The 22,514-nt window shown below is 72.0% G+C and carries 20 protein-coding genes; 13 read left to right on the top strand and 7 right to left on the bottom strand.

The features are described from left to right. Positions 1–92: 92 nt before the first annotated feature. Complete coding sequence (locus ACFYTT_RS17695; RefSeq protein WP_387260370.1) at positions 93–1,205, top strand: LCP family protein; 1,113 nt, start codon at positions 93–95, stop codon at positions 1,203–1,205. 77 nt (positions 1,206–1,282) lie between these two features. Here ACFYTT_RS17695 and ACFYTT_RS17690 read toward each other — a convergent pair whose 3' ends face one another. The 3 genes from ACFYTT_RS17690 to guaB form a co-directional block, all read right to left on the bottom strand. After that, positions 1,283–2,701, bottom strand: coding sequence for a M1 family metallopeptidase (locus ACFYTT_RS17690; RefSeq protein ID WP_387260367.1), 1,419 nt, complete (start codon positions 2,699–2,701; stop codon positions 1,283–1,285). A 135-nt stretch (positions 2,702–2,836) separates the two neighbouring features. Then, positions 2,837–3,955 (bottom strand): GuaB3 family IMP dehydrogenase-related protein, encoded by a 1,119-nt coding sequence (locus tag ACFYTT_RS17685; protein ID WP_131053297.1) that lies wholly within the window; start codon positions 3,953–3,955, stop codon positions 2,837–2,839. A 36-nt stretch (positions 3,956–3,991) separates the two neighbouring features. Then, positions 3,992–5,554 (bottom strand): IMP dehydrogenase, encoded by a 1,563-nt coding sequence (gene guaB, locus ACFYTT_RS17680; protein ID WP_176095206.1) that lies wholly within the window; start codon positions 5,552–5,554, stop codon positions 3,992–3,994. 221 nt (positions 5,555–5,775) lie between these two features. Between guaB and ACFYTT_RS17675 the strand changes: the two genes are divergently transcribed. Then, a complete protein-coding gene (locus ACFYTT_RS17675; protein ID WP_387260364.1) occupies positions 5,776–6,186 on the top strand; it encodes a DUF5319 domain-containing protein in 411 nt (136 codons plus the stop codon). Positions 6,187–6,290: 104 nt separating this feature from the next. Here the strand turns inward: ACFYTT_RS17675 and ACFYTT_RS17670 are convergent, their stop codons facing one another. Continuing rightward, a complete protein-coding gene (locus ACFYTT_RS17670; protein ID WP_176095207.1) occupies positions 6,291–7,091 on the bottom strand; it encodes a helix-turn-helix transcriptional regulator in 801 nt (266 codons plus the stop codon). Positions 7,092–7,345: 254 nt separating this feature from the next. Between ACFYTT_RS17670 and ACFYTT_RS17665 the strand changes: the two genes are divergently transcribed. Further along, positions 7,346–7,729 carry a WhiB family transcriptional regulator gene (locus ACFYTT_RS17665; RefSeq protein ID WP_131057755.1) on the top strand — a complete coding sequence of 128 codons (384 nt, stop codon included), beginning with the start codon at positions 7,346–7,348 and terminating at the stop codon, positions 7,727–7,729. Between the two features lie 57 nt (positions 7,730–7,786). Here ACFYTT_RS17665 and ACFYTT_RS17660 read toward each other — a convergent pair whose 3' ends face one another. The 3 genes from ACFYTT_RS17660 to groES form a co-directional block, all read right to left on the bottom strand. Next, complete coding sequence (locus ACFYTT_RS17660) at positions 7,787–9,400, bottom strand: molybdopterin-dependent oxidoreductase (protein ID WP_387260360.1); 1,614 nt, start codon at positions 9,398–9,400, stop codon at positions 7,787–7,789. A 122-nt stretch (positions 9,401–9,522) separates the two neighbouring features. After that, a complete protein-coding gene (gene groL / locus ACFYTT_RS17655) occupies positions 9,523–11,169 on the bottom strand; it encodes a chaperonin GroEL (protein ID WP_357210493.1) in 1,647 nt (548 codons plus the stop codon). A gap of 70 nt (positions 11,170–11,239) precedes the next feature. Further along, positions 11,240–11,554: a co-chaperone GroES gene (gene groES / locus ACFYTT_RS17650; protein ID WP_089155197.1), complete on the bottom strand. Its 315-nt coding sequence runs from the start codon at positions 11,552–11,554 to the stop codon at positions 11,240–11,242. Between the two features lie 359 nt (positions 11,555–11,913). On the opposite strand from groES, the gene ACFYTT_RS17645 reads away from it, so the two are divergent. The 10 genes from ACFYTT_RS17645 (at position 11,914) to ACFYTT_RS17600 (ending at position 22,505) form a co-directional block, all read left to right on the top strand. After that, the gene (locus ACFYTT_RS17645) at positions 11,914–12,714 is read left to right on the top strand and encodes a helix-turn-helix domain-containing protein (protein WP_387260358.1); all 801 of its coding nucleotides are present in this window, start codon (positions 11,914–11,916) and stop codon (positions 12,712–12,714) included. Next, a complete protein-coding gene (locus tag ACFYTT_RS17640) occupies positions 12,705–12,896 on the top strand; it encodes a DUF397 domain-containing protein (RefSeq protein ID WP_176095210.1) in 192 nt (63 codons plus the stop codon). Before ACFYTT_RS17645 ends, ACFYTT_RS17640 begins: the two co-directional genes overlap by 10 nt. Positions 12,897–13,455: 559 nt before the next feature. After that, entirely contained in the window at positions 13,456–14,700 is a 1,245-nt protein-coding gene (locus tag ACFYTT_RS17635) for a methyltransferase domain-containing protein (protein ID WP_387260354.1), read from the top strand. A gap of 30 nt (positions 14,701–14,730) precedes the next feature. Continuing rightward, entirely contained in the window at positions 14,731–15,210 is a 480-nt protein-coding gene (gene ybaK / locus ACFYTT_RS17630) for a Cys-tRNA(Pro) deacylase (RefSeq protein WP_387260351.1), read from the top strand. A 198-nt stretch (positions 15,211–15,408) separates the two neighbouring features. Continuing rightward, complete coding sequence (locus ACFYTT_RS17625; protein WP_131054915.1) at positions 15,409–16,503, top strand: sugar ABC transporter substrate-binding protein; 1,095 nt, start codon at positions 15,409–15,411, stop codon at positions 16,501–16,503. 102 nt (positions 16,504–16,605) lie between these two features. Continuing rightward, positions 16,606–17,424, top strand: coding sequence for an ATP-binding cassette domain-containing protein (locus tag ACFYTT_RS17620; RefSeq protein WP_131054916.1), 819 nt, complete (start codon positions 16,606–16,608; stop codon positions 17,422–17,424). 67 nt (positions 17,425–17,491) lie between these two features. Continuing rightward, positions 17,492–18,751 (top strand): sugar ABC transporter permease, encoded by a 1,260-nt coding sequence (locus ACFYTT_RS17615; RefSeq protein ID WP_387260348.1) that lies wholly within the window; start codon positions 17,492–17,494, stop codon positions 18,749–18,751. A 29-nt stretch (positions 18,752–18,780) separates the two neighbouring features. Then, entirely contained in the window at positions 18,781–19,962 is a 1,182-nt protein-coding gene (locus ACFYTT_RS17610) for an ROK family protein (RefSeq protein WP_387260345.1), read from the top strand. Positions 19,963–20,106: 144 nt separating this feature from the next. After that, a complete protein-coding gene (locus tag ACFYTT_RS17605; protein WP_176095214.1) occupies positions 20,107–20,844 on the top strand; it encodes a DUF4142 domain-containing protein in 738 nt (245 codons plus the stop codon). Between the two features lie 17 nt (positions 20,845–20,861). Continuing rightward, positions 20,862–22,505, top strand: a complete 1,644-nt coding sequence (locus tag ACFYTT_RS17600; RefSeq protein WP_387260342.1) for a copper resistance protein CopC — start codon at positions 20,862–20,864, stop codon at positions 22,503–22,505. The last annotated feature ends 9 nt before the right edge of the window (positions 22,506–22,514 follow it).

Raw genomic sequence — 22,514 nt, 5'->3', positions numbered from 1 at the left:
GCCACGACGCCGTCCCGGACGCCCGCGGGCCGGTCGGTGGCAACCCGGCCCGCCGTGCGGCGGCGGCCCGGCATCGCAGGAGGAGGCGGGGGATGACGTTCGGAGGAAACCGTAGACGGCTGACACTGGCGGTGGCCGGCCTGGTCACGGTGGCGGTGGTGGCCGTCGGCGCGGTGGCGGTGGCCCGGACGGTCGGCGACGACCGCACGCCGACCGCCGCGCCCACCGACGTCGCCACCTCGCCGAGCGCGTCGCCCAGCCCCGTCCCGAGTACGCCCCCACCCGGCGCCGACATCACCGGCCCGCTCAACCTGCTGCTGGTCGGCATCGACACCCGGGTCAGCGTGCCCGGCTGGCAGCCGAACGCCGACGCCGTCCTGGTGCTGCACGTGCCGGCCGGACTGTCCCGGGGCTACCTCTTCTCGCTCCCCCGCGACCTGCTGGTGGACATCCCGGCGTTCCCGGACGCCGACTACCGGGGCGGGCGGACCAAGCTCACCCACGCGATGAGCAACGGCAGCCGGGTCCCGGGCCGACCGAACGAACCGGACCCGGCCCAGGGGTACGAGTTGCTGCGCCGCACCGTCAGCGAGTACACCGGGCTGCGCATCGACGCGGGCGCGGTGCTCACCTTCGGCGGCTTCGACAAGCTGGTGGACAGCCTCGGCGGCGTGGACATCCGGGTCGACCAGCGCGTCGTCTCCCGGCACCGCCAGCCGGACGGCAAGCACCGCCAGCCCGGCCCGGGCGTCGGGGGTTACGTCGGGCCGAGGATGGTCTACGAGCCGGGCGACCGGCACCTCAACGGCTGGCAGGCCCTCGACTACGCGCGCCAGCGCTACCTGCCCGGTGGCGACTACACCCGGCAGCGCCACCAGCAGCAACTCATCCGTGCGCTGATCGGCAGGATCCTCGCCGACGACCTGGGCCGGCAACCGCAGCGCGTCGAGCAGGTGGCCGCCGCGCTCGGCGCCGCCATGATCTATGTCGGCGGGCGGCGGATCGTGGAGTGCGCGTACGCCCTCAGCACGCTGTCACCGGACACGCTCACGCTGGTCGGCCTGCCCGGGGCGTCGGTCGGCCGGGGCGGCGCGTACCGGGGCGAGGAACTGACCACCGTCGGTCGCCGGTTCCTGGCCGCCCTGCGCGCCGGACGGGTGGACGCGTACCTCGCCGACCACCCGAAGCTCACCGTGCCGGACTGAGCGGCGCACGGCGGCCTGCCGTCTGTCGCCCTGCCCTCCGCCGTCTGGCAGACAGGCGGTCGGGGCGGGTTGGGTGGTCAGGGTAGGCCGGGCGGGGTGGAGCCGGTGAGCCAGGTGTCGAAGAAGGTGCCCAGCGACCGGCCGGAGACCCGCTCGGCCAGGGCGACGAAGTCGCTGGTGGTGGCGGTGCCGTCCCGGCGTTCGGTGGTCCAGGAGCGCAGGATCTCGAAGAAGGCGTCGTCGCCCACGGTACGGCGCAACGCGTGCACCACCAGCGCCCCGCGTTTGTAGACGGCGGTGCTGAACATCTGGCCCGGACCGGGGTCGAGGGTGGGCCGCGACCAGTCGGTGTCGGCGTACTGGAGTTCGAAACTGCGCTGGGCGGTACGCCCACCGTCGTGCTCCGCCCAGAGCCACTCGGCGTAGCTGGCGAAGCCCTCGTTGAGCCAGATGTCGCCCCAGCGGGCCAACGCCACACTGTTGCCGAACCACTGGTGCGCCAACTCGTGCGCGACCACCGCGTAGTTCGGTTCGCCGTCACGGAAGAAACCCGGGCCGTAGACCGGCCGGGACTGCGTCTCCAACGCGTATCCGATGCGGCTGTCGTCGACCACCACCCCGCCGTACGCCTCGAACGGGTACGGCCCGAAGCGACCGGCCAGGAAGTCGGCGATCTCGCCGGTGCGGGCCAGTGACCGTGCCTGCGGACCGGTGGCCGGCATCCCGGTCGGTACGGCGGTGACCAGCGGCTTGCCACCGTGGGTGCCGGTCTCGACCCGGTAGTCACCGATCACCAGCGTGGTCAGGTAGCTCGCCATCGGCGAGCGCTCGGCCCACCGCCAGGTGGTCCAGCCGTCGGTGCTGGTCCGCTCCCCCGGCACCCCGTTGCTCAACGCGGCGAGGCCGTCCGGGACGGTCACCTCGATGTCGTACGTGGCCTTGTCGGAGGGGTGGTCGTTGACCGGGAACCAGGTCGACGCCGAGCGCGGCTGGCCGAGCGCGATCGCGCCGTCGTCGGTGTGCTGGAAGCCGCCGCTGCCCAACACGTTGTCGGCGATCGGCTGCGGCACACCGGCGTACGTCACGTCGACCGTGAACCGGCTGCCCTCGGGAAGTCCCCGGCGCGGGGTGACGGTCAGTTCACCGTCGGCGTGCCGGTGCTCGGCCGGTGCGCCGTCCACGGTGACCGTGTCGACCGCCAGCCCGGTCAGGTCCAGGTTGAAGCGGGACAGTCCGTGGGTCGCGGTCGCCCTGACCTCGGCCCGGCCGATGAGCCGGTCGTCGGCCGGGTCGTAGCGCACCACCAACCGGTAGTGGTCCACGTCGTACCCGCCGTTGCCGCTGCCCGGCACGTACGGGTCGGCCAGGTCGACGCTGCCCGCCCGGAACCCGTCGCGGTCCGCGGGCTCGCGCTCCCCCGTGCAGCTCACCAGCCCCACAGCGGCCACCACGGCCACCACGCCAGCCCGCCACCGCCGCCCCGCACCCCTGCTCATCCGCCAGAGCCTACCGCCGCCCACGTCATCGATCATGGAGTTGTGGCGGCGGCGAACCGGGCAAACCAATACGGGTCGCCTGCCACAACTCCATGATCGACGGAGCGACGGGTGAGGGCGGGGTGACGGGTGGGGTCAGCGGTCGAGGACCAGGCCGACGCGCTGGAACTCCTTGAGGTCGCGGTAGCCGCACTTGGCCATGGCCCGGCGCAGGCCACCGAAGAGGTTCAGTTGGCCGTCGGGCTCGTCGGCGGGGCCGAACAGCAGGCGCTCCATCGAGCCCAGCGGCTCACCGGCGACCTCGAACGCACCTCGGGGCAGCGACGGGTGGCTGGCCGCCGAGTGCCACCAGGCACCGCCGGCCGGCGCCTCGGCGCAGAGCGACAGCGGCTCGCCGAGCATCACCGCGTCCGCCCCGCACCCGAGCGCCTTGGCGATGTCGCCGGAGGTACGGATATCGCCGTCGGCGATCAGGTGCACGTACCGGCCACCGGTCTCGTCCAGGTAGTCCCGGCGGGCCGCGGCGGCGTCGGCGATCGCGGTGGCCATCGGCACCCGGATGCCGAGCACCGATTCGGTGGTGGACCACTCGTCCCCGCCGATGCCGACGATCACACCCGCCGCACCGGTCCGCATCAGGTGCAGCGCGGTCTTGTAGTCGGTGCAACCGCCGACGATGACCGGCAGGTCGAGGTCGGCGATGAACTCCTTGAGGTTGAGCGGTTCGTCGGTGGTCGAGACGTGCTCGGCCGAGACAATCGTGCCCTGGATGACCAGGAGGTCGACGCCCGCGTCGAGGATGACCGGAGCCAACGCCAGGGTGTGCTGCGGGGACACCCGGACGGCCACCGTGCTGCCGCCCTCCCGCAGCTCGCGAACCCGCTCGGTGATCAGGTCGGGGCGGATCGGCTCGGCGTACACCTCCTGGAGACGCTTGGTGGCGCGGGCGTCCTCGCCCAGGTCGGACAGCTCCTCCAGCACCTTGGCCGGGTTCTCGTACCGCGTCCACAGCCCCTCGACGTTGAGCACGCCGAGACCGCCCAGTTCGCCGAGCCGGACCGCCGAGGCCGGGCTCATCGTCGCGTCCGAGGGGTGCCCGACACAGGGGATGCCGAACTGGTACGCGTCGAGCTGCCAGCCGGTGGAGACGTCGTCGACGTCCCGGGTGCGGCGGCTCGGCACGATCGCGATGTCGTCCAGGTGGTAGCCGCGCTGCGCGGTCTTGCCCAGCCCGATCTCGACCACGTCACGCATGGGGACTCCAGATGTCTTCGGGGGTGGAGGGGGTGATCAGCGGGTGTGGTAGTTGGGCGCCTCGACGGTCATCTGGATGTCGTGCGGGTGGCTCTCCTTGAGCCCGGCCGCCGTGATCCGGATGAGCTGACCGCGCTCGTGCAGCTCGGAGATGCTCTCCGCGCCCGCGTACCCCATCGCCAGCCGCAGGCCGCCGACGAGCTGGTGGGCCACCCGGGCGAGCGGTCCACGGTAGGGAACCTGGCCCTCGACGCCCTCCGGCACCAACTTCTCGTCGCTGGTCACGTCCTGCTGGAAGTAGCGGTCCTTGGAGTACGACTTGGCCTGGCCCCGGGACTGCATGGCACCGAGCGAGCCCATGCCGCGGTACGCCTTGAACTGCTTGCCGTTGACGAAGATCAGCTCACCCGGGCTCTCCTCGCAGCCGGCCAGCAGGCTGCCGAGCATCACCGTGTCGGCGCCGGAGACCAGCGCCTTGGCGATGTCGCCGGAGTATTGAATGCCGCCGTCACCGATCACCGGCACACCGGCCGGACGGGCGGCCCGGGCGGCCTCCATGATCGCCGTGATCTGCGGCACGCCGACGCCGGCCACGATCCGGGTGGTGCAGATGGCACCGGGGCCGACACCCACCTTGACGCCGTCGGCACCGGCGTCGACCAGGGCCTTCGCCCCGGCGTAGGTCGCCACGTTGCCGCCGACGATGTCGATCGCCACGTCCTTCTTGAGCCGGCTGACCATCTCCAGCACGGCCCGCTGGTGCCCGTGCGCGGTGTCCACGATGATCACGTCGACCCCGGCGTCGACGAGCGCGCGGGCCCGCTTGTACGAGTCCTCGCCCACGCCGATCGCGGCGGCCACCCGCAGCCGGCCCGCGTCGTCCTTGGTGGCGCTCGGGTACTGCTCGCTCTTGGTGAAGTCCTTGACGGTGATCAGCCCGCGCAGCTTGCCGGAGCCGTCGACGATCGGCAGCTTCTCCACCTTGTGCTGGCGCAGCAGGTCGAGCGCGTCCTCCTTGCTCACCCCGACCGGCGCGGTGACCAGCGGCGCGCGGGTCATGATGTCGCGCACCGGGGTGGCCGGGTCGGAGACGAAGCGCATGTCGCGGTTGGTGACGATGCCCACGAGCTGGCCCTGCCCGTCCACCACCGGCACACCGGAGATGCGGTAGCGCCCGCAGAGCTGGTCCACCTCGCGCAGCGTGTCGTCCGGGCTGGCGGTCACCGGGTTGGTGATCATGCCGGACTCGGAGCGCTTGACCAGGTCGACCTGGAGCGCCTGGTCCTCGACCGAGAGGTTGCGGTGCAGCACGCCGATGCCGCCCTGACGGGCCATGGCGATCGCCATCCGCGCCTCGGTGACGGTGTCCATCGCGCTGGAGAGCAGCGGGATGGAGAGCGTCACGTTGCGGGTCAGTCGAGTGACGGTGTTCACCCGACTGGGCACCACGTCCGACTCGCCGGGTTGGAGCAACACGTCGTCGAAGGTCAGCCCCAGCGGCACCACCCGGGCGGAGCCGGCCGGCAGCTCGGGCAGATGGCCGCTCAGCTCGCCACCCTCGGCGCCGGCGAAAAGGTCGGAACGGGGCGAATTCTCCACGATTGCTCTCCTGAGCTGGTCGAACGGGGCTTCAGCGAGGTGGCACGGGTGGGCACCGGCGAGCGCCGGGCGAGGGTGCGTCAGGGCCATCGTACCCAGTGGCCGGGGTGGTGCCCGCGTCCGGCGGCCCGCGCGGCGAGGTGGCGACGCCCCCACCGGGGTACGTCGGCTTGCGCGAAGGGGGACAGGCGTCCGACGTGCCTTGGGTCTACGGTGAGGGGGTGCACGACGAGCCCATCGACCCGTTCACCGGCGATCCGACCGATCCGTCGGCCGATCTGGAGGGTCCCGGTCGCGACGCCCCGCTGGATCCGCTGACCGACGTCGAACGCCAGGACGTGCTGGAAGACCTCGCCGACCTGGAGATCTACCAGGCGTTGCTGGCGCCGATCGGCGTACGCGGGCTCGTCATCGAGTGTGAGGACTGCCGGGAACCGCACTACTTCGACTGGGACCTGCTCCGGGGCAACCTGCGTCACCTGCTCAGCTCCGGCCGCCCCCGGGTGCACGAGCCGGCCTACGACCCGGACCCGGACCACTACGTCACCTGGGACTACGCCCGGGGGTACGCCGACGGCGTGCACGACACCCTCAGCGAGGGCACGGAGGACGACTCCATCGGCCGGGACTGAGCCCCGCCTGCCGCCGGGCCGCAGCCGCCGTCCGATGGCCGGTAAGGAGGGGGCCCTTCCTATACACCAGGCGTTAGCAGGGGGCCCCTGCTAACCAGTCGGTGTCAGGCGACCAGGCCAGCCCGGAAACCGGCGGCCACCGCGTGCGCCCGGTCCCGGGCGCCCAGCTTGCGGAACAGCCGCCGGGCGTGGGTCTTCACGGTGTCCTCGGAGACGAACAGCTCGCGGCCGATCTCGGCGTTGCTCTTGCCCTCGGCCATGCCGAGCAGCACCTGGAGTTCCCGTTCGGTGAGGCCCACGGTGGACCGGTCGGCCCGCGCCGGAACGGCCTTGCCGGACTCGGGAGCGGCGTCCGGCTCGGCCGGGTCGTCACCGCGCTGCACCGGCACCATCGCCGGGCCGCCGGCCGCGTCACCGCCCGGCCAGGCCGACGCGGCCTCGCCGGTGGTGGGCCGGGCACCGGGGGCCGGGCGGCCGGAGCCACCGACGGCGGCGGTGTCCCGTGCCGGGTCGGCGATCCGGGGCCGGTTGGCCCGGCCGGAGGCGGCCAGCAGCAGCAGCGCCTTGGCGACCGCGCTGGTGAGATCGTGGTCCACGCCCTGGATCAGGCCGCGCGCACCGGCGCTGATGGTCGCCGCCGCCGCCTCGGACTCCTCCGCGCCGAGCAGCAACACGCTGGCCTGCGGCGCGCGGGCCAGGACCCGCCGGACGAAACCGGCACTGTCGGGCCGGGTGATGGCGGTGTCGGCGAGCACCACGTCGGCGGGGCGCTCGGCGAGCCGGAGCATCACCTCCGGATCGGAGACCGCCGTCCGGACCGCACCCGACAGCCCCAGCCGCGCTGCCGCTGAGGTCAGGTGCTGCGCCGCGAGCGGCGTCCGAACGCACACGAGAACCGTACGCACTGTGATCTCCTCTCCGCACACGAGCAGACCATGACGGGGTGGGGTCGGGAGGAGGTTCCCGGCAACTCTTCCAACTTTTCCGACAGATAGGGCATATGCCCCAATTCGGCAAACGTTTTCGATCACACACGTGTGAGCCGAGAAGGGGCTGGGTACCGAGGGGCTCAGGCCGGGAACGGTGCGCCTGCGCGGCCCGCCGCCCGGACAGCCGGCCACGAAGTATCTCGCGGTGCCGCGCGAGAGGAGGGGTGCAGATGTCGAACGTACGTAGACTGCCCGGACCGATCATCGACCTGTGGGACTGGCAGCGCCTCGGCTCCTGTCGTGGCCGCGACAGCGCACAGTTCTTCCACCCCGACGGCGAGCGCGGATCCTCCCGGCTCCGGCGGGAGTCCTCCGCCAAGAACGTCTGCCGCGCCTGCCCGGTACGCGCCGAGTGCGCCGCGCACGCGCTGGCCGTGCGGGAGCCGTACGGCGTGTGGGGTGGATTCAGCGAGTCGGAGCGCCTGCGCCTGCTCGCGGTCGGCTGGGAGGACCTCGCCGACCGTCGGCAGACCCGGGTCGACGTCAACCGGTTGGAAGCCCGTCTGGGCAGCTCCCACCGGGCGGCCCTCCCGCCCCAACGCAACGTCGCCTGACCGAACGCCCCCGACGCCGCGCTCCCGCCCCCCGGAAGCGCGGCGTCGGTCTGTGCGTCACTCGACCGTCAGGGTGACCGAGTGCCAACCCGTCGCGCCGTCCGGCGCCACGTCCTGCCGCTGCCCGGTCTGCGTCTCGCCGGTGCTGTCCGTCGCCCGCACCTGGAGCGTGTGCTCGCCGGGCGTCGCCTCCCACCGCCAGGACCACTGCACCCAGGTGTCCACCGAGGCCGTCGGTGCCAGCTCCGCCTCCTGCCAGGGTCCGCCGTCGACGCGGACCTCGACCCGGCGTACGCCCCGGTGCTGCGCCCACGCGACCCCGGCCACGGTGACCGGGCCGGCGGCGGGACGGTTACGCGGGCGGGGCGTGTCGATCCGCGACTGCGTCTTCACCGGCCCCTCGGCCGACCAGCCCCGGGGCACCCAGTACGCGTCGAAGTCGGCGAAGCTGGTCAGCTCCAGCTCGGTGATCCACTTGCACGCCGACACGTACCCGTAGAGGCCGGGCACCACCATCCGGGCCGGGAATCCGTGCGCCACCGGCAGCGGCTCGCCGTTCATACCGACGGCGAGCAACGCGTCCCGCCCGTCCCGCAGCACCGCCGTCGGGGTGCCGCAGGTCCAGCCGTCCACCGAGCGCCCGACCACCTGGTCCGCGCCGTCGAGCGGCTGCACCTCGTCGAGCAGCTCCCGGATCGGTACGCCGAGCCACCGCGCGTTGCCGATCAGATCGCCGCCGACCTCGTTGGAGACGCAGGCCAGCGTGACGTACCGCTCCACCATCGGCCGGGCCAACAGGTCCGCGAAGCTCAGCGTCACCGGATTGCGCACCCGGCCGTGGATGCGCAGCCGCCACGTCTCCGGATCCACCTGCGGCACCACGAGCGCGGTGTCGATGCGATAGAAGCGCCGGTTCTCGGTGACGTACCGCGCCAGGCCCGGCACCTCCAGGTCGACACCGGCGGGCAGCGGCGGCGCGGCGGAGACCGGGGCGGGCAGGCTGATCGCCGCCCGCGCGTCGGAGACACCCCGTTGACCGGCCCACCACCGTCCGGCCGCCCCGCCGACGACGGCCACCCCGAGCACCCCGCCGACACCGGTGAGGAAGCGCCGCCGCGACTCCGGATCGGTCCGCCGCTGCGGACCCGTCCCGTCCGGCTCGGGTGGGTGCTGCGGCCCTGCCCCGTCCGGCGCGGGCGCGCGCTCGCCCGTCGGCGGGGACCAGGGCCACGGATCGAGTTCCAGCGGACCGGCGACGAACGCCCAGAGCGTCACGCCGCCGACCAGCGCGCCGACCAGCGACGGCACCGCGTCCAGGCCGTCCGCGCCGGCCCGGGTCAGCGCCGCCCCGGCACCGAGGGCGGCGAACGCCGCGATGCCGGCCAGGCCGACCACCAGGCGGCGTACGGCCAGCACGCCCAACAGGGCGGCGAAACCGGCCAGCAGCACCGCCGTCCCGACCAGCAGGGCGATCTTGTCGTACGTGCCGAAGACCGCGATGCCGAACCGCTTCACCGGCTCGGGGGCGGCGTCCACGACCAGCCCACCGACCGCCACCAGCGGGGCGGAACGGGGGCCGGTCAGCACCGCCACGACCTCGGCGGCACCGATGGCCGCCGTTGCGGCGGCGACACCGGCGAGGGCGGCGTACCGGGGTGTCGTACTGCTCACCGGTCCAGTGTTTCCGACCGTACGCCCGACCGGTAGTCACCTCGACCCGGTGTGACCGGGCCGGAACACACGTGGGGCGCACCGTCGTCGACGGTGCGCCCCACGTCCACGTACTCCTCGGGTCAGAAACCCGGGCCGTGCTGGTGGCCGTGCCCGTGCCCGTGGCCGTGGCCACCGGCGGCGGCGGGCTCCGCCTCCTTCGGCTTGTCCACCACGAGGCTCTCGGTGGTGAGCAGCAGACCGGCGATCGACGCGGCGTTGGTGACCGCGTTACGGGTCACCTTGACCGGGTCGATGATGCCCGCCTTGGCCAGGTCGACGTACTCGCCGACGGCCGCGTCGAGACCGGTGCCCCACTCGGCGGCGATGACCTTCTGCACCACCACGTAACCGTCGTGGCCGGCGTTCTGGGCGATCCAGCGCAGCGGCTCGACCAGCGCCTTGCGCACGATCGAGACGCCGACCTTCTCGTCACCGGTGAAGCCCAGGTCGTCGTCGAGCACCGGCAGGATCTGGGCCAGGGCGGCACCGCCGCCGGGGACCGTACCCTCCTCGACCGCAGCCTTGGTCGCGGCGATGGCGTCCTCGATGCGGTGCTTGCGCTCCTTCATCTCGACCTCGGTGGCCGCGCCGACCTTGACCACCGCGATGCCGCCGGAGAGCTTGGCCAGCCGCTCGGCGAGCTTCTCCCGGTCCCACTCGGAGTCCGACGCCTCGATCTCCTTGCGGATCTGGGCGACCCGGTCGGTGACCTCGGTGCCCTGACCGCCACCGTCGACGATCGTGGTGTTCTCCTTGTCGACCACGATGCGCCGGGCGGTGCCCAGCACCTCCAGGCCGACCTGGTCGAGCTTGTAGCCCAGCTCGGGCGCGACCAGCTCGGCGCCGGTCAGGATCGCCATGTCCTGGAGCATCGCCTTGCGGCGGTCACCGAAGCCGGGGGCCTTGACCGCGCAGACCTTGAGGGTCTTGCGGATCGCGTTCACCACCAGGGTGGACAGGGCCTGGCCCTCGACGTCCTCGGCGACGATCAGCAGCGGCTTGTTGTTCTGGAGGACCTTCTCCAGCAGCGGCAGCAGCTCCTCGATCGCCGAGATCTTCTGCGTGGTGATCAGGATGTACGCGTCCTCCAGGACGGACTCCTGCGACTCCGCGTCGGTGACGAAGTTCGGCGAGATGAAGCCCTTGTCGAACTGGAGACCCTCGGTCACGTCCAGCTCGGTGTGCAGGGCGGAGCCCTCCTCGACGGTGATCACACCGTCGCGGCCGACCCGCTCCATCGCCTCGGCGATCAGCTCACCGATGGTGGCGTCCTGCGCGGAGACCGTCGCGACGTGCGCCACGGCCTTCTTGTCGGCGACCTCGACGGCCTTGCCGAGCAGCGCCTCGGAGACCTTCGCGGCGGCCGCGTCGACGCCCCGCTTGAGGCCGGCCGGGTTGGCGCCCGCGGTGACATTGCGCAGACCTTCGCGGACCATGGCCTGGGCCAGCACGGTCGCGGTGGTGGTCCCGTCGCCGGCGACGTCGTTGGTCTTGGTCGCCACCTCCTTGACCAACTGCGCGCCGAGGTTCTCGTACGGGTTGGTGAGCTCGATCTCCTTGGCGATGGTCACACCATCGTTGGTGATCGTCGGCGCACCGAATTTCTTGTCCAGGACGACGTTGCGCCCGCGCGGCCCGAGGGTGACCTTGACCGCGTCCGCGAGCGCGTTGACACCGTGCTCCAGCAGGTGCCGGGCGTCGTCCGAGAAGCTCAGGATCTTCGCCATGAATGTCCCTTCGACGCGAGGTTGCCCCGGCCCGGCGAACCGGACCGGGGCAACGTCACTGATCGGTTGGTTACTTCTCGATGACCGCGAGGACGTCGCGGGCGGAGAGCACCAGGTACTCCTCGCCGGCGTACTTGACCTCGGTGCCGCCGTACTTCGAGTAGAGGACGGTGTCGCCGACGGAGACGTCGATCGGCACGCGGTTGCCCTTGTCGTCGATCCGGCCCGGGCCGACAGCGAGGACGGTGCCCTCCTGCGGCTTCTCCTTGGCGGTGTCGGGGATCACGATGCCCGAGGCGGTGGTGGTCTCGGCCTCGTTCGCCTGGACCACGATGCGGTCCTCGAGCGGCTTGATCGCAACCTTGGTCGCGGTAGTCACGGGCATACCCTCCTGGGGTACTTGGTTTCGTTACCGATCGGCATGCCGACCGGCGTCAATTGCCACATGCCACCGGGCGGGACCGTCGTCGCGGGTGCCGGTCCGCCTGGCGTTCAACCCCCGGGCACCAGGGCCCGGACGTTGGCACCCTCAGGGTGAGAGTGCTAATCGCAGGTTATTCCTCGGCTAGCACTCCGTCAAGGAGAGTGCCAACCCACCACCCCGTGTCGCCACTCTTTCCGCACTCTTGCGCCACTCTTTCTTCACCGTTCGCCAACGGTTGACCGCGACACGCCGACACTCGCTTCCGCCCCGAACGACCAATCCTTACTCTCCGGCGCGACTACGTGACGGAGGGCGGACAGATGGCGGACATGCCAACCCTGGGTTTCCTGCGCGACCAACTACGCCGGGCCCGCAAGCTGCGCGGGCTCAGCCAGGAAGAACTGGGCAAGATGGTCAACTACGCTCCGTCGTCGATCAGCGCGATGGAGACCGGGCAGAACCAGCTCAGCGCCGACTACCTGGCCCGGCTCGACAAGGTGTTGGAGACCGGCGGACTCTTCGTCGGGATACTGGAGCTGATCCGGCTGCACGCCGAGCCGGACTGGTTCCGACCGTGGGGCGAGATCGAGCGCGAGGCCATCGCGCTGCGCTGGTACGACCCGGCGGTGGTGCCGGGCCTGCTCCAGACCGAGGCGTACGCGCGGGCGATGTTGCGGGCCGGGCCGCCGCTGACCGACGAGCAGATCGAGAAGCGGGTGCTGGCCCGGATGGCACGGCAGGAGATCCTCGCCCGCGAGGAGCCGCCACAGCTCGTCGCGGTGCTCGATCAGCAGACGCTGCGTCGCCAGGTGGGCGAGCGCACGACCATGCGCGAGCAACTGGAGCACCTGCGCGCCCTCGCCGACCATTCGCACGTCCAGGTACGGATCGTGCCGGCCGAGACCCCGTGGTACGGCGGACTTGCCGGGCCGTTCGTCCTGGCCCGGCTCGCCGACGGCACCGAGGTGGCCCACCTGGACAACCAACTCCGGGGGCACACCGTGGACAGCCCGAACGAGCTTGCCAGCCTCGGACGGCGTTGGGAGACTGTGGCCGGTGAGGCGCTGCCGCGCCGGCAGTCCGCCCGCCTGATCGAGGAAGTGGCGAACTCATGGACCTGACCCGTGCCGCCTGGCGCAAGTCCTCCCGCAGCAATCAAAATGGCGGCGCCTGCGTCGAGGTAGCCGACAACCTGCCCGGCGTCGTCGCCGTACGCGACAGCAAGGACCCGACCGGCCCGGCGCTCACCTTCACCCCGGCCGCCTGGCACGCCTTCGTCGACACCCACCACCCCACCCGCTGACCGCCCCCACACCCACGCCCACACCCGGGCGCTGACGCTCGTTCTCGCCACCCACAGCACCCGCCGCCGTAACTGACGCTGGCGCTGCCACCCAGCACCCGCCGCCGTAGTCGACGCTTCACCACCCGCGACTCGCCCCGCCACCGCCGCCCCACCTCGTGGCCCCGTCGCTCGCCGCCGCCCCGTCGCTTCGCGGCCCGTCGCTCGCCGCTGCTCCCGCCGTACCCTCGCCCGTCGCCCGTCGATCATGGAGTTGTGGTCGACGAAACGCCCGATCCAGGGCATTGCCCGAGCCACCACTCCATGATCGGCAGGACGACGGTGCGGGCTGCCGCACGACCGACGGGTGGACGGGATGCCGCGAACGGCGTCAAGGTCACGCTCGATCCAGGATCGAGTGGCATCCCGGCGACTGCGAGACCACTCGATCCTGGATCGAGCACGATCATGGACCGGACAGCGTCGGCCAGCGCCGGGCGGGGGCGTCGGGGCGGGGGCGGTCGGATCGGGGGCGGGGGCGGTCGGGGCGGGGACGAGTGGCGGCCCGGACAATGGGCGGGTGGATCTGGAGCAGTTCGCCGTGTTGCGTACCGACGAGGGGTCGGCGGCGCTCGACGCGGCGGGGCGGGTGGCCGGCGGCGACCCGCTGCACGCGGCGGCCACGCTCCGCGCGGCAGGGGTGCCGGCCGGACTGGCGGCGGCGGCACTGACCCAGTCGGAGTTGCGCCGCCGCGCCACCGGCAAGTTCGGGTCGGAGGCCGGCGCCATGTTCTTCACCCGGCCCGGTCTGGAGCAGGCCACCCGGCGGATCGTGGCGGACCGTCGGGCCCGACGACTGCGGGCCGCCGGGGTGGGCACCCTGGCGGACCTGGGCTGCGGGTTGGGCGCCGACGCGCTGGCCGCCGCCCGTGCCGGCATCCGGGTGTACGCGGTGGAGGCCGACCCGCTCACCGCCGCGCTCGCCGAGGCGAACGCTCTCGCTGCCGGGGTGGCCGACCTCGTCACCGTCGAGTGTGGCGACGCGACTGCGTTCGACGTGACCCGGGTCGACGCGGTCTTCTGCGATCCGGCCCGCCGCCGGGCCGGTACCGGTCGCCGGGTCTTCGACCCGAACGCGTACTCGCCGCCGTGGGACTTCGTCGTCGGGCTGGCCGAACGGATGCCGCGCACGGTGGTGAAGGTGGCGCCGGGTCTCGACCACGCTCTGATCCCGGCCGGTGCCGAGGCCGAGTGGGTCGGCGTCGACGGCGACCTGGTGGAGGCGGCCCTCTGGTGCGGCCCGCTCGCCGAGCACCCGCGCCGCGCGACCGTGTGCAAGGAAGGGCCCCCTACTAACGCCTCGTGTATAGCAGGGGTCCCCTCCTTACATGCCGGCGATGGGGTGCGCGTGCATCAGCTCACCGGGCGGGGGACGGCGGAGGCGCCGGTCGGGCCGGTACGCAGGTTCGTCTACGACCCGGATTCGGCGGTGGTACGGGCACACCTGGTCGCCGAGCTCGCCGCCGACCTGGACGCCACGCTGGCCGACCCGAGCATCGCCTACCTCTATGCCGACCGGGCCACCCCCACCCCGTACGCCCGCTGCCTGGAGGTGACCGACGTGCTGGCGTTCTCGCTCAAGCGACTGCGGGCGCTGCTGCGGGAACGCCGGGTCGGCCGGGTGGAGATCCTCAAGCGGGGCTCCGCGCTGGAACCGGAGCGGCTCCGGCGGGACCTGCGGTTGGCCGGTGACCAGCCGGCCAGCCTGGTGCTGACCCGGGTCGCCGGAGCGCCGACGGTGCTGGTCTGCCAGCCGGTGACCTGACCCGCCGGGCGCAGGACTAGGTTGGCGGGCATGGCGGGACGGGGTACGCCGGCGATCGCGCTGCTGGCGAAGCAGAGGATCACGCACCGCACCCACCTGTACGACGTCCCGCCGGACGCCGCCAACTACGGCGCGGTGGTCGCCGCCGCGCTCGCGGTCGCGCCGGAACGGGTCTTCAAGACCCTGGTCACCGAGGTCGACGGCGCGCTGACCGTGGCGGTGGTGCCGGTCACCGGCGAGTTGGACCTCAAGGCCCTCGCCGCGGCCGTGGGCGGCAAGCGGGCGGCGCTGGCCGACCGCGCGGCGGCCGAGCGGACCACCGGGTACGTGCGGGGCGGCATCAGTCCGCTCGGCCAACGCAAGCGGCTGCCCACCGTGATCGACGAGTCCGCCCTGGCGCATCCCACCGTGTACGTGTCGGCCGGTCGCCGGGGTCTCCAGGTGGAATTGGCGCCCACGGATCTCGTGGCGCTCACCGAGGCCCGCACCGCCGCGCTGACCACCGGCTGACCGCACCCGACCTGCCCACTTATCCGTCGTCGCCCGGCCGCGTACCGGGCGGGTGTCGTCGGCGTTGCTGAATTGTTACCGCCGACAACAAACTCATCGCGATCGCACTCTTGTGCTGGCGTGTGGGGCGCAATACGTTGCCGGACACAACAAAACAAACACCGACACCCTTCCCCCACCCTCGAAAGGACCCTGCAGATGCGCAAGGGCTTCCTCGCCGTCGGCGCCGTGGGTCTCCTGACCCTCGGCTCCCTGACGGCCTGCGGCGACGACTCCGGCGGCAACCAGGCCGGTTCCGACAAGACCCCGAAGATCGGGGTGATCCTGCCGGACAGCAAGTCCTCCGTCCGCTGGGAGAGCGCGGACCGCAAGTTCCTGGAGGAGGCGTTCAAGGCCGCCGGCGTCCAGTACGACATCCAGAACGCCCAGGGTGACAAGAACGCGTTCCAGACCATCGCCGACCAGATGATCACCAGCGGCGTCACCGCGCTGATGATCGTCAACCTGGACTCCGGCACCGGCAAGGCCGTGCTCGACAAGGCCAAGTCGCAGGGCGTCGCCACCATCGACTACGACCGCCTCACCCTCGGCGGCTCGGCGGAGTACTACGTCAGCTTCGACAACGAGGCCGTCGGCAAGCTCCAGGGCGAGGGCCTCGTCAAGTGCCTCACCGACGCCAAGGTGGAGAAGCCGGCGATCGCGTACCTGAACGGCTCGCCGACCGACAACAACGCGACCCTGTTCAAGAACGGGTACGACTCGGTCCTCAAGCCGAAGTTTGACTCGGGCGAGTACACCAAGGCCGCCGACGACTCGGTGCCGGACTGGGACAACGCGCAGGCCGCCACCATCTTCGAGCAGCAGCTCACCAAGGCCAGCGGCAAGATCGACGGCGTGCTGAGCGCGAACGACGGCCTGGGCAACGCCGCCATCTCGGTGCTCAAGAAGAACAACCTCAACGGCAAGGTCCCGGTGACCGGCCAGGACGCCGACCCGCAGGGTCTGCAGAACATCCTCGCCGGTGACCAGTGCATGACCGTCTACAAGGCCGTCAAGCAGGAGGCGGACGCCGCTTCCGAGCTGGCCATCGCGCTGGCCAAGGGCGAGCGCAAGGAGACCGGCCAGACGGTCAAGGACCCGGAGAGCGGTCGGGACGTGGCCAGCGTCCTGCTCACCCCGAAGGCGATCTACAAGGAGAACGTCAAGGACGTCATCGCCGACGGCTACGTGACCAAGGAAGAGGTCTGCACCCCCGACTTCGCCAAGCTCTGCACCGAAGCGGGCATCAGCTGACCCACCCGCCTAGGCGGCGCCGCCCGGCACGGCAACCCCGTGCCGGGCGGCGCGACGCCGCTGGACGGGTCCCGATCTCCCTCCGTGTCTAAGGAGAACCCCGTGTCCGCGACCCCACTGCTGGAGCTACGCGGGATCGACAAGAGCTTCGGTCCCGTCCAGGTCCTGCGCGACGTCGCCTTCGCCGCCTACCCGGGCGAGGTGACCGCGCTCGTCGGCGACAACGGCGCCGGCAAGTCGACCCTGGTCAAGTGCATCAGCGGCATCTACCCCACCGACTCCGGGGAGTTCGTCTTCGACGGCCGCCCGGTGCACATCAACAGCCCCCGCGACGCCGCCTCGCTCGGCATCGAGGTCGTCTACCAGGACCTCGCGCTCTGCGACAACCTCGACATCGTGCAGAACATGTTCCTCGGGCGGGAGAAGCGCAGCGGCATCGTCCTGGACGAGCCGACGATGGAGCAGATGGCCGCGGAGACCCTGGCCGGGCTCTCCGTACGCACCGTCAAGTCGCTGCGCCAGCACGTCTCCAGCCTCTCCGGCGGCCAGCGCCAGACCGTGGCGATCGCCAAGGCGGTGCTCTGGAACAGCAAGCTGGTGATCCTGGACGAGCCGACCGCCGCGCTCGGCGTCGCACAGACCGCCCAGGTGCTCGAACTGGTCCGCCGGCTGGCCGACAACGGCCTGGCCGTGGTGCTCATCTCGCACAACATGAACGACGTCTTCGCCGTCTCCGACCGGATCGCCGCGCTCTATCTCGGCCAGATGGTCGCCCAGGTGAGGACCACCGACATCACGCACTCGCAGATCGTCGAACTGATCACCGCAGGCCGTTCCGGCGGGCTCGGGCTCGCCACCGAACCGGCCACCAACGGCAACGGTGGAGCACCCGCCAGCAGCAACACAGGAGGGCTGGCATGAGCGAGCCGCAGCGAGCGAATCATCAACTCCGGGCCGAGGCCGGCCCGCAGCGCAGCGGAGGGTCGGCATGAGTTCCACCGCCGTCAAGCAGGACGGGCCGGCCGCCGTGGCGCCGGCACCCTCCGTCGCCAGTCACGTACGCGGTTACTGGCGCCGGGTACGCGGCGGCGACATCGGCGCGCTGCCCGCCGTCGCCGGCCTGCTCGTCCTCTGCACGATCTTCTCGATCATGCGTCCGAGCTTCCTCACCGCGGGCAACTTCGCCAACCTGTTCACCCAGGGCGCGGCGGTCACGTTGATCGCCATGGGGCTGGTCTTCGTCCTGCTGCTGGGCGAGATCGACCTGTCCGCCGGTTTCGCCAGCGGCGTCTGCGCGGCGGTGCTGGCCAACGTGGTGACCGTCCTCGGGTACCCGTGGTACGTGGCGGTGCTCGCGGCCGTGCTCACCGGCCTGGTCATCGGCACCACGCTGGGCTTCCTGGTCGCCAAGGTCGGCATCCCGTCGTTCGTGGTCACCCTCGCCGGCTTCCTCGCCTTCCAGGGCGTGGTGCTGCTGCTGATGGAGGAGGGCCGGAACATCTCGGTCCGCGACCCGGTCCTGGTGGCGATCGCCAACCGCAACCTGCCGCCGGCGCTCGGCTGGGCCCTGGCCGCGCTCGCGGTCGCCGGCTTCGCCGCGGTGCAGTTGCTGCGGTACCGCAAGCGTGCCGCACGCGGCCTGATCAACGACCCGCTGGCCATGGTGCTGGGCCGGATCGGCATCCTGGCCGTGGTCCTCGGCGTCGCCGTCTACGTGCTCAACCTGGAGCGCAGCCGCAACGTGCTGATCAGCTCGCTCAAGGGTGTACCGATCGTGGTGCCGATCATCGCCGTCCTGCTCGTGGTCTGGACGTTCGTGCTCCAGCGCACCAGCTACGGCCGGCACATCTATGCGGTCGGCGGCAACAAGGAGGCCGCGCGCCGGGCCGGCATCAACGTGGACCGGATCCGCATCTCGGTCTTCGTGATCTGCTCCACGATGGCGGCGATCGGTGGCATCGTGGCGGCGAGCCGGGCCAACTCGGTCGACCCGAACACCGGTGGCAGCAACGTGCTGCTGTACGCCGTCGGGGCGGCGGTGATCGGTGGTACCAGCCTCTTCGGTGGCAAGGGACGCGTCCTGGACGCGGTCCTCGGTGGCGCCGTGGTGGCGGTGATCGACAATGGCATGGGGCTGATGGGCTACAGCTCGGGCGTGAAGTTCGTGGTCACCGGCGTGGTGCTGCTGCTCGCGGCGAGTGTCGACGCGTTGTCGCGACGACGAGCCTCGGCCACCGGCAACCGCTGATCCGCTGTACCGAAAGTAGTCAAGCCTCGATGCGCGTAGGACCCAGCCAGGACGAGATCCGTCGGCAGAATCTCGGTGCCCTGCTGCGCTACGTGCACCTGCACGGCGCCACCACGCGCGCCGAGCTGACGAACACGCTGGGCTTGAACCGGAGCACCATCGGCGCGCTCACCGCCGACCTCGCCGCCGCCGGACTGGTGAGCGAGGGGGCGCCGAAGGAGACCGGCCGGGCCGGACGACCGTCGCTGGTCGTCCGGCCCGAGTCGGACCGGGTCTTCGCGTACGCGTACAGCATCGAGGTGGACCGGCTGCGGGCCGCGCGGGTCGGTCTGGGCGGCGCGGTGCTCGACCGTTGGGAACTGGACCGCCCGCGCGGGTTGACCGCGACGGAGGCCGCCCCGCTGCTGGCCGGAGCGGTGAAGGAGATGCGGCACGGGCTGCCGCAGGACGCGGTCTGCGTCGGGGCCGGGGTGGCGGTCTGCGGCATGGTGCGCCGCGACGACGGTCTGGTCCGCCTCGGCCCGACCACCGGATGGGTGGACGAGCCGATCGGCACCACCCTCGGCAGCGAACTCGGCGTCGACGTCCCGGTCACCGTGGGGAACGTCGCCGACGTGGCGGCCTTCGCCGAACACGCCCGGGGCGCGGCGGCCGGCTGCGACAACGTCATCTATCTCTACGGCGACGTCGGCGTGGGCGCCGGGATCATCGCCGGTGGCCGCCGCCTCACCGGGCACGGCGGCTACAGCGGCGAGGTCGGGCACATGGTGGTCAGCCGCGACGGGGTGCGCTGCGAGTGCGGCAACCGGGGCTGCTGGGAGACCGAGATCGGCGAGCACGGGCTGCTGCGGACCGCCGAGCGCTCCGACGCCCGGGGCCGGGAGGCGATGCTCGCGGTCTTCGACGCCGCCGACCGTGGCGACGCCCGGGCCCAGACGGCGGTACGCCAGGCCGGCGACTGGCTGGGTTTCGGTGTCGCCAACCTGGTCAACATCTTCAACCCCGAGATGGTCATCTTCGGCGGCACCATGCGCGACCTCTATCTGGCCGCCGCCGCCCAGGTACGCAGCCGGCTCAACTCCAACGGCCTGCCCGCCTGCCTGGAGCACGTACGCCTGCGGACGCCGAAACTCGGCGAGGACGCCCCGCTTGTCGGCGCCGCCGAACTCGCCTTCGAACGGCTGCTGGCCGACCCGCTCGACGTCGGCTGACCCGACCGGACAAGACCGTGAACCGGTTTCGGAACCGGTGAACTGATCGGCCACTCATTCCGTACCACTGTGCGGACGAGCGGCCGGCGTGTCAGGCCGCCGTCACGTAGTCGACCGGTTCTCGTCCGAGGAGGCGCCGCAGACATGGCACCGCTGGATTCCGCTCGTCGCCGGCAGGGCACCCGGTCCCGTCGCCTGGCGGTGCTGCTCACCACGATCGCCGCCGCTCTCGTCTGGCATCCCGGTGCCGCCGTGGCCGCGCCCGCCGGCCAGCAACTCGCCGCCGCCGACCAGGCCCTGCTCGACGGGGTACGCCTGGCCGGGCTCTGGGAGATGCCGGCCGGACAGATGGCCGCCGAGAAGGGCCAGTCGGCGGTGGTCCGCGAGGTCGGTGCGGAGATCGCCCGGCAGCACGAGGAACTGGACCGACTCACCGTGGAGGCCGCCAACAAGCTCGGCGCGACCATCCCGACCGTGCCGTCCGCACAGCAGCAGCAGTGGCTGAAGGAGATGAAGGACGCCACCGGCGCCCGGTTCGACCAGATCTTCGTCACCCGGCTCCGGGTCGCCCACGGCTCGATCCTCCCGGTCGTCACCGCGGTCCGCGGCAGCACCCGCAACGACGTCATCCGCGACCTGGCCAACGCCACCAACAAGTACGTCAGCGACCACATGCTGATGCTGGAGAGCACCGGCCTGGTGCGGTACGCCGAACTGCCGCCCGCCGTGCTGCCCGCGCCCGGCGAGGACGGACTGATCGCCGCCGCGTCGGCCAACACCGCACCGGCGGTGGGCATCAGCAACACCCTGATCTGGGCCATCTTCTTCGTTGCCATCGGCACCGGCGGCTTCCTCAGCTATCGGCTGTTGCGCCGCAGGTAACCAGCCGACCCGCACCGATGGCACCCCGTACCCGGGCCCTCGCCCTCCTCGGGCTGGTCCTGGCCACCCTGTGCGCCGCCCTGGGTCCCGCCGGCCCAGCGGCGGCGCACGCCGTCGTGGTGGACACCACCCCGCAGCGCGACGAGGTGCTCCCGTACGCGCCACGCGAGGTCCTGGTCACCTTCAGCGAGTCGGTCGCGCCGGTGTCCGGCCGGGTGCAGGTGCTCGCGCCGGACGGTAAGCGGATCAACATCGGTGACCCGGAGGTCCGCGACCGGACCCTGCGGATCATGCTGCGCGCCTCCGACCGGCCGCTCGGCACGTACCTGGTCAGTTACCGCGTCATCTCGGCGGACAGCCATCCGGTCGCCGGCAGCTTCACCTTCGCCGCCGGGGCACCGTCGGTGGCCCCACCCCTGCCGGCCGTGGCGGAGTCGGAGTCACCGGCCGGGGTCCTGGTGCCCGCCGCCAAGTTCCTCGGCTACCTCGGTCTGCTGCTGGCGGTCGGTCCGCCGCTGCTCGCTGCGGCGTTCTGGCCACCCCGGCGGTCCCGGCGGGGTGCGACGGTGACGGCGCTGGTCGGGCTCGGCCTGGTCGCCGTGGCCACCGTCGGCACCTGGTTCGGGCAGGCCGCCCAGGTGGTCGGCGCGCCGGTCGGGCAACTCTCCCCCGCCGACCTGCGCGCCGTCGCCGACACCGACATCGGCCTGGTGCTGGCGGCACGCCTGGCCCTGGTCGGCGTCGCCGCGGCGCTGCTGCCGGCGGTCACCCGGGGACGCGCCGGGCGGGTCCGGACGGGGGCCCTGGCCGTGGTGGGGGTGGCCGGGGCGGTCACCTGGCCGCTCGCCGGGCATCCGGTCGCCGCACCGGTGCCGCCGGTGAGCATCGTGCTGACCACCGTGCACGTCGTCGGGGTGGCGGTCTGGCTGGGCGGGCTGCTCGCCCTCACCGTGTTCCTGCTCCGGGGCACCCACGAGCGGGTTCTCGCCCGCATCCTGCCGGCCTGGTCGAAGTGGGCCACGCTGGCGGTGGCCTGGCTGGTCACCGCCGGGGTGCTCCAGGCCGCGATCGAACTCGGTCGGCCGTCGGCGGTGCTCGGCACCACGTACGGTCGGCTGCTCTGCGCCAAGGCCGCACTGCTCGCAGCCGTGCTGGCGATCGCGGCCTGGCAGCGGCGCCTGATCCGGCGGCGGATCGCCGCCGGGCGGCCCCGCTGGGTCGCCCGCGCGGCCGGTGTCGAACTCGCGGTGACCGCGATGGTCCTGGTGCTGACCGCCGTGCTGGTGCAGACGCCGCCGGGGCGGACGGACGGCGCGACCGCCGACGGGGTCACCCGGGACGGTGTCGCCCAGTCGTTGACCACAAGCATCTTCGTGGTGCAGTTCGACATCTACCCGGCGGCCCCGAACACGGCGAACAGCCTGCACGCGTACGTCTACACACCGGCGGGCAAGGAGCTGCCGGTGGCGGAGTGGAGCGTCACCGCCGCCCTGCCGGAGGCGGGTATCGAGCCGATCGCGATCGACGTGCTCAGCCTGGAACCGCACCACGGCAGCGCCGAGATCCAGTTCCCGCTGGCCGGCGAGTGGACGCTGCGGATCAGCGCCCGGACAAGCGACATCGACCGGGCCACCGCGACCACCACGGTGACCATCCGCTGACCGTGGTGG

Origin of the sequence: Micromonospora sp. NPDC003816, assembly GCF_042874705.1 — a bacterium.
In the GTDB taxonomy this organism is placed as follows: domain Bacteria; phylum Actinomycetota; class Actinomycetes; order Mycobacteriales; family Micromonosporaceae; genus Micromonospora.
The sequence above is the reverse complement of the archived record's forward strand: the minus strand, read 5'-3'. Positions and strand labels throughout refer to the sequence as shown.

Excerpts from the sequence above, each read along its gene's own strand:
- ACFYTT_RS17695 (WP_387260370.1), top strand. The coding sequence starts at position 93 with ATGACGTTCGGAGGAAACCGTAGACGGCTGACACTGGCGGTGGCCGGC.
- ACFYTT_RS17690 (WP_387260367.1), bottom strand. The coding sequence starts at position 2,701 with ATGAGCAGGGGTGCGGGGCGGCGGTGGCGGGCTGGCGTGGTGGCCGTG.
- ACFYTT_RS17685 (WP_131053297.1), bottom strand. The coding sequence starts at position 3,955 with ATGCGTGACGTGGTCGAGATCGGGCTGGGCAAGACCGCGCAGCGCGGC.
- ACFYTT_RS17665 (WP_131057755.1), top strand. The coding sequence starts at position 7,346 with ATGTCGAACGTACGTAGACTGCCCGGACCGATCATCGACCTGTGGGAC.
- groL (WP_357210493.1), bottom strand. The coding sequence starts at position 11,169 with ATGGCGAAGATCCTGAGCTTCTCGGACGACGCCCGGCACCTGCTGGAG.
- groES (WP_089155197.1), bottom strand. The coding sequence starts at position 11,554 with ATGCCCGTGACTACCGCGACCAAGGTTGCGATCAAGCCGCTCGAGGAC.
- ACFYTT_RS17645 (WP_387260358.1), top strand. The coding sequence starts at position 11,914 with ATGGCGGACATGCCAACCCTGGGTTTCCTGCGCGACCAACTACGCCGG.
- ACFYTT_RS17640 (WP_176095210.1), top strand. The coding sequence starts at position 12,705 with ATGGACCTGACCCGTGCCGCCTGGCGCAAGTCCTCCCGCAGCAATCAA.
- ybaK (WP_387260351.1), top strand. The coding sequence starts at position 14,731 with ATGGCGGGACGGGGTACGCCGGCGATCGCGCTGCTGGCGAAGCAGAGG.
- ACFYTT_RS17625 (WP_131054915.1), top strand. The coding sequence starts at position 15,409 with ATGCGCAAGGGCTTCCTCGCCGTCGGCGCCGTGGGTCTCCTGACCCTC.
- ACFYTT_RS17615 (WP_387260348.1), top strand. The coding sequence starts at position 17,492 with ATGAGTTCCACCGCCGTCAAGCAGGACGGGCCGGCCGCCGTGGCGCCG.
- ACFYTT_RS17610 (WP_387260345.1), top strand. The coding sequence starts at position 18,781 with ATGCGCGTAGGACCCAGCCAGGACGAGATCCGTCGGCAGAATCTCGGT.
- ACFYTT_RS17605 (WP_176095214.1), top strand. The coding sequence starts at position 20,107 with ATGGCACCGCTGGATTCCGCTCGTCGCCGGCAGGGCACCCGGTCCCGT.
- ACFYTT_RS17600 (WP_387260342.1), top strand. The coding sequence starts at position 20,862 with ATGGCACCCCGTACCCGGGCCCTCGCCCTCCTCGGGCTGGTCCTGGCC.